At 59.0% G+C, this 13,999-nt stretch carries 16 protein-coding genes and 1 tRNA gene; 6 read left to right on the top strand and 11 right to left on the bottom strand.

Annotated features, from left to right (window positions below; genetic code table 11):
- Nucleotides 1-778: 778 nt before the first annotated feature.
- The 4 genes from V8J85_RS17525 to V8J85_RS17540 form a co-directional block, all read right to left on the bottom strand.
- Nucleotides 779-855, bottom strand: a tRNA-Arg gene (locus V8J85_RS17525).
- 61 nt (nt 856-916) lie between these two features.
- A complete protein-coding gene (locus V8J85_RS17530) occupies nt 917-2,317 on the bottom strand; it encodes a sensor histidine kinase (protein ID WP_339955071.1) in 1,401 nt (466 codons plus the stop codon).
- A 15-nt stretch (nt 2,318-2,332) separates the two neighbouring features.
- Nucleotides 2,333-3,751, bottom strand: coding sequence for a dihydrolipoyl dehydrogenase family protein (locus V8J85_RS17535; protein ID WP_339955072.1), 1,419 nt, complete (start codon nt 3,749-3,751; stop codon nt 2,333-2,335).
- A gap of 3 nt (nt 3,752-3,754) precedes the next feature.
- On the bottom strand, nt 3,755-4,477 hold the full coding sequence (locus tag V8J85_RS17540; RefSeq protein WP_445285925.1) for a TVP38/TMEM64 family protein: 723 nt from the start codon (nt 4,475-4,477) through the stop codon (nt 3,755-3,757).
- A 302-nt stretch (nt 4,478-4,779) separates the two neighbouring features.
- On the opposite strand from V8J85_RS17540, the gene rpmH reads away from it, so the two are divergent.
- The 3 genes from rpmH to yidD are packed head-to-tail and all read left to right on the top strand — an operon-like array spanning nt 4,780 to nt 5,536.
- The gene (gene rpmH / locus V8J85_RS17545; protein WP_007204042.1) at nt 4,780-4,914 is read left to right on the top strand and encodes a 50S ribosomal protein L34; all 135 of its coding nucleotides are present in this window, start codon (nt 4,780-4,782) and stop codon (nt 4,912-4,914) included.
- Between the two features lie 14 nt (nt 4,915-4,928).
- A complete protein-coding gene (gene rnpA / locus V8J85_RS17550; RefSeq protein WP_339955074.1) occupies nt 4,929-5,318 on the top strand; it encodes a ribonuclease P protein component in 390 nt (129 codons plus the stop codon).
- Nucleotides 5,315-5,536 (top strand): membrane protein insertion efficiency factor YidD, encoded by a 222-nt coding sequence (gene yidD / locus V8J85_RS17555; protein ID WP_339955075.1) that lies wholly within the window; start codon nt 5,315-5,317, stop codon nt 5,534-5,536. Before rnpA ends, yidD begins: the two co-directional genes overlap by 4 nt.
- Nucleotides 5,537-5,548: 12 nt before the next feature.
- Here the strand turns inward: yidD and V8J85_RS17560 are convergent, their stop codons facing one another.
- Both V8J85_RS17560 and V8J85_RS17565 read right to left on the bottom strand, forming a co-directional pair.
- Nucleotides 5,549-6,085, bottom strand: coding sequence for a DUF3833 family protein (locus tag V8J85_RS17560; RefSeq protein ID WP_339955076.1), 537 nt, complete (start codon nt 6,083-6,085; stop codon nt 5,549-5,551).
- A gap of 91 nt (nt 6,086-6,176) precedes the next feature.
- Complete coding sequence (locus V8J85_RS17565) at nt 6,177-6,746, bottom strand: DUF1353 domain-containing protein (protein ID WP_339955077.1); 570 nt, start codon at nt 6,744-6,746, stop codon at nt 6,177-6,179.
- A gap of 44 nt (nt 6,747-6,790) precedes the next feature.
- On the opposite strand from V8J85_RS17565, the gene ttcA reads away from it, so the two are divergent.
- Nucleotides 6,791-7,615, top strand: a complete 825-nt coding sequence (gene ttcA / locus V8J85_RS17570; protein ID WP_339955078.1) for a tRNA 2-thiocytidine(32) synthetase TtcA — start codon at nt 6,791-6,793, stop codon at nt 7,613-7,615.
- Nucleotides 7,616-7,629: 14 nt separating this feature from the next.
- Here the strand turns inward: ttcA and V8J85_RS17575 are convergent, their stop codons facing one another.
- The 5 genes from V8J85_RS17575 to V8J85_RS17595 all read right to left on the bottom strand — a co-directional run bounded on the left by V8J85_RS17575 (nt 7,630) and on the right by V8J85_RS17595 (nt 11,255).
- On the bottom strand, nt 7,630-8,199 hold the full coding sequence (locus V8J85_RS17575) for a DUF3592 domain-containing protein (protein ID WP_339955079.1): 570 nt from the start codon (nt 8,197-8,199) through the stop codon (nt 7,630-7,632).
- Nucleotides 8,200-8,378: 179 nt separating this feature from the next.
- Nucleotides 8,379-9,431: a hypothetical protein gene (locus tag V8J85_RS17580; RefSeq protein ID WP_339955080.1), complete on the bottom strand. Its 1,053-nt coding sequence runs from the start codon at nt 9,429-9,431 to the stop codon at nt 8,379-8,381.
- Nucleotides 9,432-9,447: 16 nt separating this feature from the next.
- A complete protein-coding gene (locus V8J85_RS17585) occupies nt 9,448-10,548 on the bottom strand; it encodes a LysM peptidoglycan-binding domain-containing protein (RefSeq protein WP_339955081.1) in 1,101 nt (366 codons plus the stop codon).
- Nucleotides 10,545-10,898, bottom strand: a complete 354-nt coding sequence (locus V8J85_RS17590) for a hypothetical protein (protein ID WP_339955082.1) — start codon at nt 10,896-10,898, stop codon at nt 10,545-10,547. Before V8J85_RS17590 ends, V8J85_RS17585 begins: the two co-directional genes overlap by 4 nt.
- 3 nt (nt 10,899-10,901) lie before the next feature.
- A complete protein-coding gene (locus tag V8J85_RS17595) occupies nt 10,902-11,255 on the bottom strand; it encodes a hypothetical protein (protein WP_339955083.1) in 354 nt (117 codons plus the stop codon).
- Nucleotides 11,256-11,459: 204 nt separating this feature from the next.
- Here V8J85_RS17595 and yidC point away from each other — a divergent pair, with 204 nt between their 5' ends.
- Nucleotides 11,460-13,259 carry a membrane protein insertase YidC gene (gene yidC / locus V8J85_RS17600; protein WP_339955084.1) on the top strand — a complete coding sequence of 600 codons (1,800 nt, stop codon included), beginning with the start codon at nt 11,460-11,462 and terminating at the stop codon, nt 13,257-13,259.
- The gene (locus tag V8J85_RS17605) at nt 13,260-13,997 is read left to right on the top strand and encodes an MOSC domain-containing protein (protein ID WP_339955085.1); all 738 of its coding nucleotides are present in this window, start codon (nt 13,260-13,262) and stop codon (nt 13,995-13,997) included. It begins immediately after the preceding gene.
- Nucleotides 13,998-13,999 lie beyond the last annotated feature (2 nt).

Consider the following 13,999-nt stretch of genomic DNA (forward strand, 5'->3'; position numbering starts at 1 on the left):
CCGCACCGTGATCTGATGCACCGCATCCCGCTTGAAATCGTCGCTGTAATTGCTTGTCCCCATGTCGGCCTCCTCGCCTCAAAGTTAGGGGGCAAAGCGTCTACAAATCTAGGGGCACCTCAGATTTCTATTGGAAGAGCTCCGAATCTTGCGGCAAAGCTGAGCGACATACGTGAAGGAGAGTACTCAACCTTTGTCACAAAGAGCGTATACGACAAAGCCCACAAATCCACGAAGGAACGCCTAGACGGTTCGACAGGATTCTGGGAATTCCGTACGTGGAAATATTGCGGTGAGCCCATTTCAATCTACCGCTCTAGCTACTGGCGTAAGCCCGGGTCAAACTAAGTTAACCTGGTTCCCCGATTTTGCAATCGCAGCGAATGGCAACTTAGGCGAGCCTCAGGGCGGCATCCGAGCGGGCTATCGAAGGGCAGCTTGGGGCCGTCCACAACGCTGGGCCACCAAGAAAAGGGTGAGGGCGCGGCCCTCCCCCTCGGGCAATCCCATTAGACAGGGCCGTGTCCTCGGCGATGCCTGCGGGCCGCACCACCCTGTCGAATAGCATTGCCTCGCCCCCTCCCGCGTTCGCCACGTGGCAGATTTGCAGGAACGGGCGCCTACGGCTTCTGACCTTCAAATCACCCCCAATTTTTTCACTGGGAAACGGAGTACACGGAATACATGAGACGCGAAAACCAGAAGAAAAACCGCGAAATGGAAAAGCTATGCGTCGCCAGAGGACGAACTATGTGTCGCTTAACATTTTTGAAAGTAGTGGCGGACTGGGGAGGATTCGAACCCCCGACCCCCTGATTCGTAGTCAGGTACTCTATCCAGCTGAGCTACCAATCCGCGTGCCGTGTCATTTAGCGACAGCCGTCCTGTGATGCAAGTGCGAAATGCCGGGGTTTCGCTACTCTGCCGCGGGGGCAAGGGCGACGTCCTGTTTGGGCAGTTGGATCGCGAAGGCCGTCCCGGTCTCGTCCGTGCGTTGCAGTTCCAACCGACCGCCATGTCCCCGGATCAGGTCGGCGGAGATCACAAGGCCGAGGCCAGATCCCCCCTTGCGTACCCCGCCCTGAAACGGCTGGAACAGGTGTTCCTGCGCTTTGGGCGGCAGGCCGGGGCCGGTGTCGGTGATGGTCAGGCACCATGCCTCATCATTTTCTTCCGCGCGCACCGCGATCTCGCCGGGTTGGCCCGTGGCCATGACGGCTTGGCGTGCATTGCGGATCAGATTAAACAGGACACGGAACAATTGTTCGCCATCGGCGCGGATGGTCATCGTGGCAGGAATGTCTTCGGAAAACGACAGGTCATAATCGCCGACGGCCAGCCGTTCGGCTTCGATGACTTCGCTGACGAGGTTGCCGATATTGATCCGGTTCAGACGCGGGGCGGGTTCTTCGACGCGACCGAAGGCGAGCGTCGTTTCGCAAAGGTTGACCGCGCGGGTGATCGAGTTCACGAGTTTCGGCGCCATCCGTTTTACCAGTGGATCGTCAGAGCTTTCGATGCGGTCGGTAAAGAGCTGGGCCGAGGTCAGGATGTTCCGCAGGTCGTGGCTTACCTTGGCCACCGCCCCGCCTAACTGGGCCAACCGTTCCTTCTGTTTCAGCGCCCCTGTCAGTTGCGTTTGCATCATCTGCAGCGACTCTTCCGCATCGCGCAGTTCCTTTACCCCCGCAGTCGGCGTGATGATCTGTCGGGCGTCTTCCGGCGCTTTCGCATAAGACTTCATGTGGGATACGACGCCCTTGATCGGACGCACCAAAAGAATTTGCACCGCAAGAAACAACAGGACAGCCGTCGTGATCGAGATGAAGGCCGACAGGATCAGGATGTTCCGCCCGTATTCCAGCATGGCCGACCGCAGGGGCATCTCGTCCATCGTGACCTCGATCAGTAATCCCCCTTCGCGAACGGGGTTGCCAAGGACGCGAATGATCCGCTCTTCCGGGTTGATCAGCGTGCGCAACGCATCGGCGATTAGCGTCATGCCAGAAGGGTCGCGCATGTCGTAGCTGGCGGTGATCGGTGACGGAATCGGGGATGACAGCGCCAGTTGCCGGATCTCGTCGCGGCGGAGCACCACGTTGTACACCTCGGCATTGGTCAGCAGTTCGGCCTCCAGTTCCGGGCTGATCATATCGTCGGCTTCCAGCGCCAGCGATGCGATCTGTGCCCTCTCGAGCCGTGCCAGCAGGTAATCCTCGCGGAAACGCGCGATGGAGGGCACGAAGATCAGGACCTCGGCCAGCATCACGAAAATCACCGTGAGGATCAGAAACCGGCCTGAGAGAGAGTTGAACATCTATTCTCGCTTCACTTACGGTATCCAGCGCTGGACAAAGCCGACGACGCGCTTGACCGTATCGCTTTCAAAAAGTCTTGGGCTAAAATAGGCACCTGCGGCGCGTTTGTTAACCTCGCTGATGGTCGGATAGGGCAGAACGGTGTTGGCGATGGCAGACATCTTGAGGTTGTTTGCGATGGCCATAGCCCACATGCCGATCAGTTCACCGGCCAGATGACCGGCGATCGAGGCTCCGACGGGGCGGCCTTTGACGACCATCACCTTGATCAAACCGGTGGTTTTCCGTTCAGCGATGGCCCGGTCGTTGTGATGGTATTCGAACCGGACGACCTCGAGCTTGGGCCCATGTTTCTTCTTCGCCTGCGCCTCGGTCAGGCCGACCTGAGCCAGTTCGGGATCGGTATAGGTGGCCCATGGGATGTGGTCGGTGCGTTGTTTCGATGGCAGGCCGAACAGCATGGAACGGATGAGGACGCCCGCGTGATAACCGGCGACATGTGTGAATTGCAGGCCACCGGCCACGTCGCCCGCTGCGTAGACCTTTTTGTTGGTCGTCGAGCGCAGGTCGGGCCCGACTTTCACCCCGCTTCGGTCATGGGCGATCCCGCCTGTCTCAAGATCCAGCTTGTCGATATTCACCTTTCGCCCAACTGCGATGAGCAGATGGGAGCCGGTGAAATCGCCCTTTGGTGTATGAACCGTAATCTCGCCCTCTTTGCCGCTGATCTTCTCGGCTTGGGCGTCTTCGACGATGTCGATCCCTTCGCCTTTCAGCTTGTCCAGTACGATAGCGGCCATTTCGGGATCGTCTTTGCCAAAGGCCTTCATGCCTTCGATGACGGTCACTTCGCATCCCAGACGCCGATGGGCCTGCGCCATTTCCATGCCGATAGGGCCACCGCCGATCACGATCAGATGCTTTGGCTTTTCGCGCAGGTCGAAGATATTTTCGTTGGTGTAGTGCGGGACATCCTCCAGACCGGGGATTGGCGGCACGAATGGGCCAGAGCCCGTGGCGACGACGAAACGGCGCGCTTCGATGATGTTGTCGCCTGCCTGCATTTCGGTTTTTGAGATGAAAGTACCGTATTCTTCGATCACGTGTACGCCTAGCCCTTCGAACCGCTCGACGCTGTCGACAGGGGCGATAGTGGCGATCACGTCATGCACGTGGTCCTTGGCCGCAGCATAATCGATCGTCGGCTCCACCTCGCCCACACCAAGGCTTTCCCCGTGGGACATGGCATAGGCCTGCTTGGCCGAGGCGATCAGCGCCTTGGACGGGACGCAACCATAGTTCAGGCAATCGCCGCCCATCTTGTGCCCTTCCAGCAGGACCACCTTGGCCCCCATCTGAACGGCACCGGCTGCAATCGACAAGCCACCGGAGCCGCCGCCGATGATGCAGATATCTGTCTTGATCCGGTTCATGACTTACAGACCTTTCTTGCCGCGCACGGCCTTGATGACGATGGGAAGCGCGGCCAGGGCGCAGAGGCCGAGGATCGGCAACAGGATGGCCGGTTCGAAGATGATGCCAAGGTTTGGCGTTTCACCACGTGCGAAGACCTCGCCCAGACCAGCGCCAACAGAGGTGTAGACGACCGCGCCCGGGATGATTCCGATGAAGGTTGACACGGCGAAGCGGAACAGCGGGACGCCGACCAAGGCAGGGACAAGATTCGCCACAAAGAACGGAACGGCTGGCACCAGACGGATCAGAAACAGCATCTCCCACTGGTTGTTGTCGATGCCTTCCTTGATCTTCTTCACGGCCCCTTCCGAGCTTTCCATCTTGGCGGCGAGTTTCTCACCCAGACCCCAGCGGGCTGCCATGAAGATACCGATGGCCCCTAGCGTCGCGCCTGTAATGTTGAACAGCGCGCCGGGGAAAGTGGCGAACAGGAACCCACCGGTCAGCGTGGCGATGGTGGCACCCGGCAGCGAAAATGCAACGATCACCACATAGGCGAGGATAAAAATCAGCGCCGTCAGGATATAGTTGTCGTCGCGAAAGGCGATCAGCGCTTCGCGGTTCTCTGAAAGGGCCTGAAACGACAGATAATCGCGCAGGTATATGGCGCCCAGCACCGCGACCACGATGATCGTCAGCAAGGGCAAATTGCGTAAAAGCGGGTTGGCGGGCTTTTCTGTCATCTCGGTCATCTTTCGGGTCCTGTGAGCGGTGGCGTTGCGTTGACCGTTAGATGACGGCAAGCGGTTGACAACGATACCCACCTCACGCCCCATTGATGTAAAGCGACCGGGTTGTTTCAGTTTCGCGGGGTCTGATCACGAAACTTGTAACATTTGAGCGGCGCTTTTGACGACAAATGTTGCAGGAAAGCGCCGTCATCCACGTTGACACAGCGGATATGCCGCTCTAAACGACGGCTCTGACATATTTATTGGCTTCGAATCCCCGATGGGTTTGGCCGCAATCAACCGGAGAGCACGCGATGAAGCGCACGTTCCAACCATCCAACCGGGTTCGCAAGAACCGCCACGGGTTCCGCGCACGCATGGCCACAAAGGCCGGGCGCAAGATCCTGAACGCACGCCGCGCAAAAGGCCGTGCCAAGCTGAGCGCATAAGCGCGCCCAAGCTGTTGACCGTTTTGGAACCGCCGGTGGGGCCCGAGGGCACACCGGCGGTTTCCGTTTGCGTGGAGGTTCTCAAAAAGCGCGCCGACTTCCTGCGCACAGCCCAAGGGCGGCGATGCGGGACGCCCGGCATCCATCTTCAGGCAAGGCAAAGAGCGGAAGGTGAGGCGGACGGCATCCGCGTCGGTTTCACCTGTTCGAAAAAGGTGGGCAACGCCGTCGCCCGTAACCGTGCCAAACGGCGATTGCGCGAAGTCGCGCGACTGGTCTTGCCTGAACATGGCTACGAAGGTTGGGATTACGTACTGGTCGGACGCAAGGATGTGACGGCAGCCCTGTCCTTTGATACGTTACTGACCGATTTCAAACGCGCCTTGGATCAGGTCCACAAATGAGCCCCCTCGCCCATATCGTCGCCCTGCCTGTTCGCGCCTATCGCCTGATCGGCTCACCTTGGGTCGGGCATGGCTGCCGGTTTCATCCCACCTGTTCGGCCTACGCGCTGGAGGCGCTGGAGAAGCATGGGGGCGTCAAGGGAACGTGGCTCACAATCCGCCGGATCGGGCGATGCCATCCCTGGGGCGGATCAGGCGTGGACAACGTGCCTGACTAGATAAATTTCGCCTCAAAGCTTCTCGAACGATATTGTCACCAACCCGATATCAAATCCGAACCGTTTGACATAAGCCTGATTGAGCAACCGATCCTCGGACAACAACCACATCCAGTCATCGAAACTGACCCGCATCCTTTCGGTCTCGCCCGTTGCTGAAGGGATCGGCAGATCGATCGTGTAGACCCAGTTGAATCGGTTGTCCTGTTCCTGACCAGTGGCCTGTCCGATCACACCGGGGGCTGTGCCGACCCAACTATCCGGCCCCGTTTTTCTAAGTGTCCAGATGCGCTGTTCGGTTGATCCGTCTTCGTAAACGAAGTCTTCGACCAAGCGCAGTCGTTCGCCGTCCCAGTCACCATTGATCGTCACCTCGAAACTGCGCCGGACGGTGCCGAGGATGTCCTGAAATTGGCCGTAGGCGACCAGTTCACCGTCGAAAAACTCTTCCAGATTCAGCTTACGGTCGCTGAAGCTGGGGTCGTTGAAAGACGGTTTGCCGGTGCAGGCGGTCAGCAGGGCGAAACCGAGTATCAGAAGCAGGCGCATGAGTTTTCCTTTTCATTGATCGGCCAGCTAGCGCGCCACGGAACGGGGGCAAATCGCTTGTCAGACATCTGCCAGACATGACGGTCCGCATTTACCGGCGGGCAGGCGGTAACGGCGGGATTTGGTCCATGATCTGGGCGTCGGTCACGTCGACAAAGCGTTGGCGCGACCGTCGCCGATACCCTGCCCCTCCAAAGACCCTGAGAGCCGCAAAGATCGCCCAGCGCCGCCAAAGCGCCACCCGGGCGGCATTCATCGCCGCCAGCATCAGATCATCGGCGAAACGACGATCCGCATCCCGCGCACCGCGCCCGTCGATGTCCTGCCACGCGATGTAGAGGTAGTCGTGCACGATAGCCGCCTCGAGCCATGGTCCGACCCGCCCGACGAGAAATCTGAACAGCCTGGGGACGCTGGTAAGGTCCGTCAGCAGGCCCGGCGGTGTGACCAGCGGATGCCAGACCTGATCCGCGTCGCGCCATGACACCTGATAGGTCCGTCCGACGATGTAATCCGCATCCTCCCCGTTCCGCATCCGCGGCGCGTCGCGCAGCCGCAGCAGGACAAGCGCGGTGTCGTAACGAAAATCGGTGATTTTCGCAGGCCCGTCCGGATAAGGATTTTGCCGTGCGGCAGGACCATCGTAACGTTTCAGCATCATCAACCCTCTTGGCGGCGCGCCCCGTGCACGGTAGGGCATCGCATATGCTTGACGATACAGACATCCATCCGCTTTTCCACGGGGCCCCGTCGACGACGGAGTTCAAAAAGCTGCGCAAGCGCATCGTGCGGCAGGCGCGCGAGGCGATCGAGCAATACGGGATGATCGAGCGGGACACAAAGTGGCTGGTCTGTCTGTCCGGCGGGAAGGACAGCTATACGCTGCTGGCGGCGCTTTACGAACTGAAATGGCGCGGTCTGCTGCCGGTCGAATTGATCGCCTGCAATCTCGACCAGGGCCAGCCGGGCTTTCCCGCGACGGTCCTGCCGGAATTTCTGGAAAAGATGGGCGTGCCGCACCGGATCGAATATCAGGACACCTATTCCATCGTCATGGACAAGGTGCCCGAGGGCCGCACCTTTTGCGCGCTGTGTTCGCGGCTGCGGCGCGGGAATCTTTATCGGATCGCGCGTGAGGAGGGGTGTTCCGCTGTCGTGCTGGGCCATCACCGAGACGACATCCTCGAAACGTTTTTCATGAACCTGTTCCACGGCGGACGGCTGGCGACGATGCCGCCGAAGCTGGTGAACGAAGAGGGCGACCTGTTCGTCTATCGCCCCCTCGCCCATGTGGCCGAGGTGGATTGCGAGAAATTCGCCAAAGCGATGAACTATCCGATTATCCCGTGCGATTTGTGCGGGTCACAGGATGGTTTGCAACGCCAACAGGTGAAACTGATCCTCGACGGTTGGGAAAAAAACAGCCCCGGCAGGCGACAGGTGATGTTCCGCGCGCTGATGAACGCGCGGCCCTCACATTTGCTGGACCCCAAGCTGTTCGACTTCGCGGGATTGGAACGCGACGCCTAAAGGTCATCTGCGCCTTAATCATCGGATATTTCAATGTCGTATTCGGTCGCTTCGTCGGCTGGCTTGCCATCATTTTTCTCAGGTTCGCCGCGAACTGTTGCAATACATGCACCGACAAGCCCGGTCGTCACCAGCGCCCAGATCCCGAACAGCGACATATTCCCAGCAAGTTTGTCCCAACGGATATGGCGATAGATCACGGCGCTGTTTGGATTGTCGGGGTCAACCCATACCGGGATTGGATTGTCACGCGAGCTATGCCTTAGCAATGTCCGAATGACATTTGCATAATAGGTTCGGCGCACGCCGACCATGTCATCAAAGAACACCCGATCCGCGACGTAGCTGTCACCATCCCAATCATAGGTATAGCGCGCCTTGACCCGGTATTGTCTGCGATCCGGCTGGTCGAGGACACTGGACAAGACAACGGCATCGACCTGCCGCCAGTCACTGGATGTGATCGTCATAAAGACCGGCCCAAAGGCGATTTTGACCATGGGGATCACGCCGATAGCAAAAGCGATCGTCACAACAACCAGAACAAAGTTGCCGCTGAATGATCCGTCTTTCGCTGGTTTCATGATGCTCCGGTCCGGATAATCGCAATCATATCGGCACTGGTTTAGGCCGGAATATGGGCATCAATGGGACGTCACCGACCAAAGCAGTCTGGTAGTAGCGGTTTTTTGTCCGGCGGACCTGATTGGGTTTGATATGCATGTCCCGTTTCAGACGACATGCGCAACGCAAAGGTAGTGGCTTACAACAAACCAATGGCATGGCTTTCGACCACGATTTCGAAAACGCGCCGGTTGACCGCATAGCTTTCGAATGCGGTTTGCGGCACGGCGGTCAGCATTGCGATCGATACCGGCAAGCCATCGAAACTGCCGCGCATCGTGAGCAGTTGGACATCGCCTTGGCCGCTGACCGTTCCTTCCCGGCGCCAGGTCGAAAACCGGTATCCCTGCTTGTCGGCCTCGAGCGTTTTGGTCGCCGGGCCAAAATTTTGCCCTTGGTTTTCGAGTTTGGCGATAAGCGTGTCTTCAAGCTGTTGGGCGGTCGTATCATAGCCGCCCAGCGCCACAACAAGCGTACCGGCGACGGCATCACCCAGTTTCGTGACATAGCTGCTGACAGCACCCTGTTCGGGTGCCTCACCGGCGGTTTGCCGATTCCAGCTTTGCGGCAGAAAAAACCCGATTTGCCCGAGCGTGCTTGTCACCGTTTCTTCGGACATCGGTTCGGCATAGCGGGTCCCGGACGGGGACAGCAGTTTGAAACGCATGGCGGCGAGTAACGCGATTTCCTGCAAATTCGGGTCCTGCGGTGCACCCCTGGGATCGACAGAGCCATCGACAAGGAAGATCAGATCACCATCTTTCATGGTCACCATACGGTGCAACCGTCCGGTTTTTTCGGATGTCAGCACAGCATCGCCCATGATGCCGTTTTTCGTGGGCAGCTCTCGCAAGGCATGGATGACGTAGCCCTGCGTTGCCGCCCAGCGCCACAACCAGTCAGAGCCGTTCATGACCCGTGGCAGCTTCGCCGACCAAACCTGCACGATCGCATCATGCGTAGCCCCGAACGCATCTGGCACACCGGGGCGGGCCCGGGCCAGTTCGATGACAGGTTTTTCCCCGCTGGGCATATTGTCTGCGCCGAATGTGTCCACAGTCCACAACTTGGGCAGCGCCATCTGAAAGGCGCCAGCTGCAAAGACGTCATCGCGCACGATCGCGTCCAGATACGTCGCTTCGATCGTTTGTCGATCCCGGGTGGGGCTGGTCAGCAAGGTAATATCGTTCATCGGGTGACGTCCTTTATCATCCACCGGGCCGATCGCGATCGGTGTAGGCCGGGCCGATACTCAGGTCGATATCGAGACCAAGCCCGAGGAGCAGCGCCGCTTCGCCAGCCGCCCCGAGATGGAAGCGCCCCGTGTCGAGGTCTTGCAACGCCTGAACGTTGCCACCCAGACCCACCGCCCCGGCAGAGCCGCCAACCTTGGCGCGACCGCCGATCGTCCAATCGGTGAACGGGATCGGAATGTTGATTTCACCAGAAACATCTCCTTTGGCCGCTGCCGCCTGCAAGCCACCGCCCAGCGCAACGCCGCGCCGTGTCCCGTCATTGCCCAACAGCGCATTGGCCTTGGCCTCAGCCGATCCAAGCGCATATTCGCCGCCAGCCTCGGCCAGCGGGTTGTTCTCGTCCGAGCCGAGGAAAACCGATCCGCTTTGCTTGATCGCGTTCGCATCGGCCTGCGCCTGCAGGCCAGCCCCATTGACGATCCCGCCTTCGAATTTGGCGCCAGCGGTCGCCACATCCAGGTTATGGGAGCCACCGACGGGATTGTCACCGAACGTGCCTGCATGCTCCATGCGAACGGCACCGACCTCGGCCTGCGCATCCACATGGCCCAAAGCGCCAGCCGCCTCGGCGTTGGCGTCGCCTTCGGCGTAAATGACATCGACATTTTCGTCACCGCCCGCGCGGACAATGGGGGGCTTGCCGTCGTCGATATTGTCGGCGGGGCAGTTGCAGACCACGTTGCCCGGTTCTTCGTCAGACTTTTCTTCAGCGGCCTTCTCACCCTCTTCAACGCCCTCTTGCGCCGCAGGTGGCGCACCGGGTGCAGGGGCTTCGGGTTGCGCGGGTGTTTCAGGTGTTTGCGGCGCTGTCTCGGCCGTCGGCACTGCGGGTGCGCCGGTGTCAGGCGTCGATGGTCCAACCGGTTGGGCGGGCGCCGTTGACATCGCGGCAGGCCCCACAGGACGGCTGGGCACGACCAATGGGTCACCTGCATAGATCAGGTCGGGGTTCGAAATCCCGTTGGTGGTCGCCAGATGGTCCACGGACGTTCCGCGATCACGGGCGATATGGGTCAGGGTATCGCCCTTCTGAATTTCGATGACGTCGGTCATGTCGATGACGCTCCGGCCTTGATCGACGCCGTGATCCGGTCAAGCCGCACATCGGCAGAGGCGTTGGCTTTGATCATTTTGTCGATCCAAACATATTTCGCTCGGACCGGATAATCCCGCGGAAAAGTGACGAGAATATAGCAAAGGCGCGTAATCTGTTTTTCGGTCCGAAACCCGTTATCCGCGCATGTCTGGAATGCCTGCGTGATCCGCGTATCGACACGGTCTTCCGACAGGCTTGGGTCGGTTTTGGCCATGAAGGCACGCAAATCGCGCCGCAGGGCATCATAGAAACCCTTTCGTTTGGCCACCTCGAACTGGCGAAACTGGTTACTGGAAAATCTGATCAAGGCTTACAAACGACCACGCCAAAGCTGGAAAGATAAGAACAAAGTGGCCAGCGCGAACAACGCACATAACACCATGCCGACGACCTGCATGTTCGACTTTAGCCCCGGCTGCAATACCGTATCGGCAAAGGGTGACTTTGTGTCGCCACGCGCGACCAAACGCTGCAGCGTATCGGCGAAGAAACCCCAGATCGCGGGTTGCGCGAATGCAAATGCGATACCACCCAGCAAAGCGAAACTGGCTTTGGAGCCGCGCGCGGCAAGCTGTTCATCTCCGCCGTATATCGGCAAGATACCCTCGCCGATAATCGCAAGAATGATGAGCGCAACAAAACAGATGGCCGACACAATCAACATGGGTCTTCGCTAGCCGGTCGGTGACGCCTTGACAAGATGCAGCCACAACCGAACCAAGCAGGTTGTCCTGAAACCTTCATATTTCGATCCTGGCCCCCTCATCACAACGTCATTTGCCCCTATATCAAGTGAAACGCCTTGACCTTTTGGCCCTTGGGAGGTTGAACACCCCCCAGACTTTTTGACCGATATGGGTGGTATCATATGGACGACCAGAACAAGAACCTGATCCTGGCGACAGCGCTGAGTTTTGCCGTGATCATGCTCTGGACGGTGATGTTCCCGCCCGAGCCGCTGCCAGAGGATGCGACCGACCCGGCCACGATATCGGCAAGTGATGAAGGTGTCGTGCCAGAGGCAGGCACGCCGACGAGCACGGCGACACCGAATACGGTCGCGCCCGAACCGGCGGCAGAGGCACCGCGTGTTGCGATCGAAAGCGACAGCCTGACCGGCTCGATCTCGCTTTTGGGTGGTCGTGTCGACGATCTGTCGCTGAAGAATTACCGCGAAACGGTCGAAGAGGACGCCCCGATCGTCGACCTGATGCGCCCGGTGGGAGAACCCGAGGCCTATATCGCGCTGTTCGGCTGGACTGGTGAGGCCGGCGTGACCCCGAACGACACGACCGAATGGACGCTGGCAGAGGGTGAGACACTGACGCCCGAAACGCCCATCACGCTGGAATGGGATAATGGTCAGGGCCAGGTCTTTCAGACCACGATTTCGATGGATGATGAGTTCATGTTCAGCTTTGAACAGACGCTCATCAACAATGGCGATAGTGCGATTTCATCGCATCCCTATGGCCTGATCCGCCGCTATACCGAACCCGATGACATGAAGAATTTCTTCATCCTGCACGAGGGTCTTGTGCGGATGGCTGACGGCGAACTGGCCGAGATCGACTATGACGACATTGTCGACTACGGCCAAAGCAGCCCCGAAGGCCAGGTTGAAGTCACCGAAAGTGGCTGGATCGGCTGGACAGATCACTATTGGATGACGACCCTGATTCCCGATCAGACGGCCCCCTTCCGCGCGACCGTCCGCCATGTGGCGAACCGCGACATCTATCAGGCCGAAACGCTGATGCCGCAACAGGATGTCGCCGCAGGTCAAAGCGCCACTGTCACCACCCGTTTCTTCGCCGGTGCAAAGGAATGGGAAGCGATCCGCCACTACCAGAACGAAGGTGGTGTGGGCGGTTTTCTCGACAGTATCGACTGGGGCTGGTTCTTTTTCCTGACCAAACCGATCTTTGCCGTCTTGCATTACCTGAACCTAGTCATCGGCAATATGGGTTGGGCGATTATCGCGCTGACCGTGTTCCTCAAGGCGCTGGTGCTGCCGTTGGCCTATAAATCCTACGTTTCGATGGCCAAGATGAAAGAACTGCAGCCCGAGATGGAGGCGCTCAAGGAAAAGTCGGGCGATGACCGGCAAGCGATGCAGCAAGGCATGATGAAGCTGTATAAGGACAACAAGGTGAATCCGGCTGCGGGCTGTTTGCCGATCCTGCTGCAGATCCCGATCTTTTTCTCGCTTTATAAGGTGATTTTCGTCACGATTGAGTTGCGCCACGCCCCGTGGTTCGGCTGGATTCGCGATCTGAGTGCGCCGGACCCGTCCTCGATCTTTAATCTCTTTGGCCTGTTGCCCTATGCGGCGCCGACGCCCGGGTCGATCCTCGCCCTGATCTTTATCGGCATCCTGCCGATCCTGTTGGGCGTGTCGATGTGGCTGCAGCAAAAGCTGAACCCAGCCCCGACCGATCCGACACAGCAAATGATCTTTGCGTGGATGCCGTGGGTGTTCATGTTCATGCTTGGGTCGTTCGCCTCGGGCCTCGTGATCTACTGGATCGCGAACAACATCATCACCTTTGCCCAGCAATACTTCATCATGCGCAGCCATGGCGCCAAGCCGGATGTCTTCGGCAACATCAAACAAAGCGTGAAGCGCAAGAAAACGGTTCAGCTGGACAAGTCGAAGGACAAGTAGATGATCCGCGTCGTGGCCCTGTGGCGTCATCCGATCAAAAGCCATGGGCGCGAGCGGATTGAGAAGGTCGAGTTGGTCGCGGGTCAGACGATGCCCTGGGACCGGCATTGGGCAGTGACCCACGAGCGGACGAAGTTTGACGGCAGCTGGGTGTCTTGCGCGAACTTCATGATCGGGGTGCGGACGCCCGCGCTGGCGGGGATCTGGGCGGAACTGGACGACGCGGCCGGGCGGCTGACCCTGCGCCATGACGATCTGGGCGAGATTGGCTTTGATCCCGAGACCGAGGCAGATCGGTTTCTGGCGTGGGTCGCGCCACTTTGCGCAGGTGAGAGTTTTCAACCAACCGGTCTGGTCACGGCCCCGGTCGGCCTGACCGACAGCAACTATCCCACCGTGTCCATCATGACAGAGGCAAGCCATAGGGCTGTGGCAGATCGTTTGGGGCGCCCGTTGGAGATGGAGCGCTGGCGCGGGAATATCTGGCTTGAGGGCACCGCCCCGTGGGAAGAGTTCGAATGGGTCGGGCACGATGTGCAGATCGGGGACGCACTGCTGCATGTCGAAGAGCCGATCCAACGCTGCAAACACACGATGGCCAACCCACGTACCGGCTTGCGCGATACCGATACGCTGGCCGTGTTGCGTGAAGGCTGGGATCATGAGAATTTTGGCGTCAATGCGACAGTCACCAAAGGTGGGCGCGTTGCGATGGGTGATGCGGTGAAGGTGATCTGAAG

The sequence above is a fragment of the Yoonia sp. 2307UL14-13 genome (assembly GCF_037572755.1).
In the GTDB taxonomy this organism is placed as follows: Bacteria; Pseudomonadota; Alphaproteobacteria; order Rhodobacterales; family Rhodobacteraceae; genus Yoonia.

What these genes read in the sequence shown, in the direction of transcription:
- V8J85_RS17580 (WP_339955080.1), bottom strand. Translation starts at nt 9,431, where the DNA reads ATGAACGATATTACCTTGCTGACCAGCCCCACCCGGGATCGACAAACG.
- V8J85_RS17595 (WP_339955083.1), bottom strand. Translation starts at nt 11,255, where the DNA reads ATGTTGATTGTGTCGGCCATCTGTTTTGTTGCGCTCATCATTCTTGCG.
- V8J85_RS17575 (WP_339955079.1), bottom strand. Translation starts at nt 8,199, where the DNA reads ATGAAACCAGCGAAAGACGGATCATTCAGCGGCAACTTTGTTCTGGTT.
- V8J85_RS17585 (WP_339955081.1), bottom strand. Translation starts at nt 10,548, where the DNA reads ATGACCGACGTCATCGAAATTCAGAAGGGCGATACCCTGACCCATATC.
- V8J85_RS17530 (WP_339955071.1), bottom strand. Translation starts at nt 2,317, where the DNA reads ATGTTCAACTCTCTCTCAGGCCGGTTTCTGATCCTCACGGTGATTTTC.
- V8J85_RS17540 (WP_445285925.1), bottom strand. Translation starts at nt 4,477, where the DNA reads ATGACAGAAAAGCCCGCCAACCCGCTTTTACGCAATTTGCCCTTGCTG.
- ttcA (WP_339955078.1), top strand. Translation starts at nt 6,791, where the DNA reads ATGCTTGACGATACAGACATCCATCCGCTTTTCCACGGGGCCCCGTCG.
- V8J85_RS17605 (WP_339955085.1), top strand. Translation starts at nt 13,260, where the DNA reads ATGATCCGCGTCGTGGCCCTGTGGCGTCATCCGATCAAAAGCCATGGG.
- V8J85_RS17565 (WP_339955077.1), bottom strand. Translation starts at nt 6,746, where the DNA reads ATGATGCTGAAACGTTACGATGGTCCTGCCGCACGGCAAAATCCTTAT.
- V8J85_RS17535 (WP_339955072.1), bottom strand. Translation starts at nt 3,751, where the DNA reads ATGAACCGGATCAAGACAGATATCTGCATCATCGGCGGCGGCTCCGGT.
- yidD (WP_339955075.1), top strand. Translation starts at nt 5,315, where the DNA reads ATGAGCCCCCTCGCCCATATCGTCGCCCTGCCTGTTCGCGCCTATCGC.
- yidC (WP_339955084.1), top strand. Translation starts at nt 11,460, where the DNA reads ATGGACGACCAGAACAAGAACCTGATCCTGGCGACAGCGCTGAGTTTT.
- rpmH (WP_007204042.1), top strand. Translation starts at nt 4,780, where the DNA reads ATGAAGCGCACGTTCCAACCATCCAACCGGGTTCGCAAGAACCGCCAC.
- V8J85_RS17560 (WP_339955076.1), bottom strand. Translation starts at nt 6,085, where the DNA reads ATGCGCCTGCTTCTGATACTCGGTTTCGCCCTGCTGACCGCCTGCACC.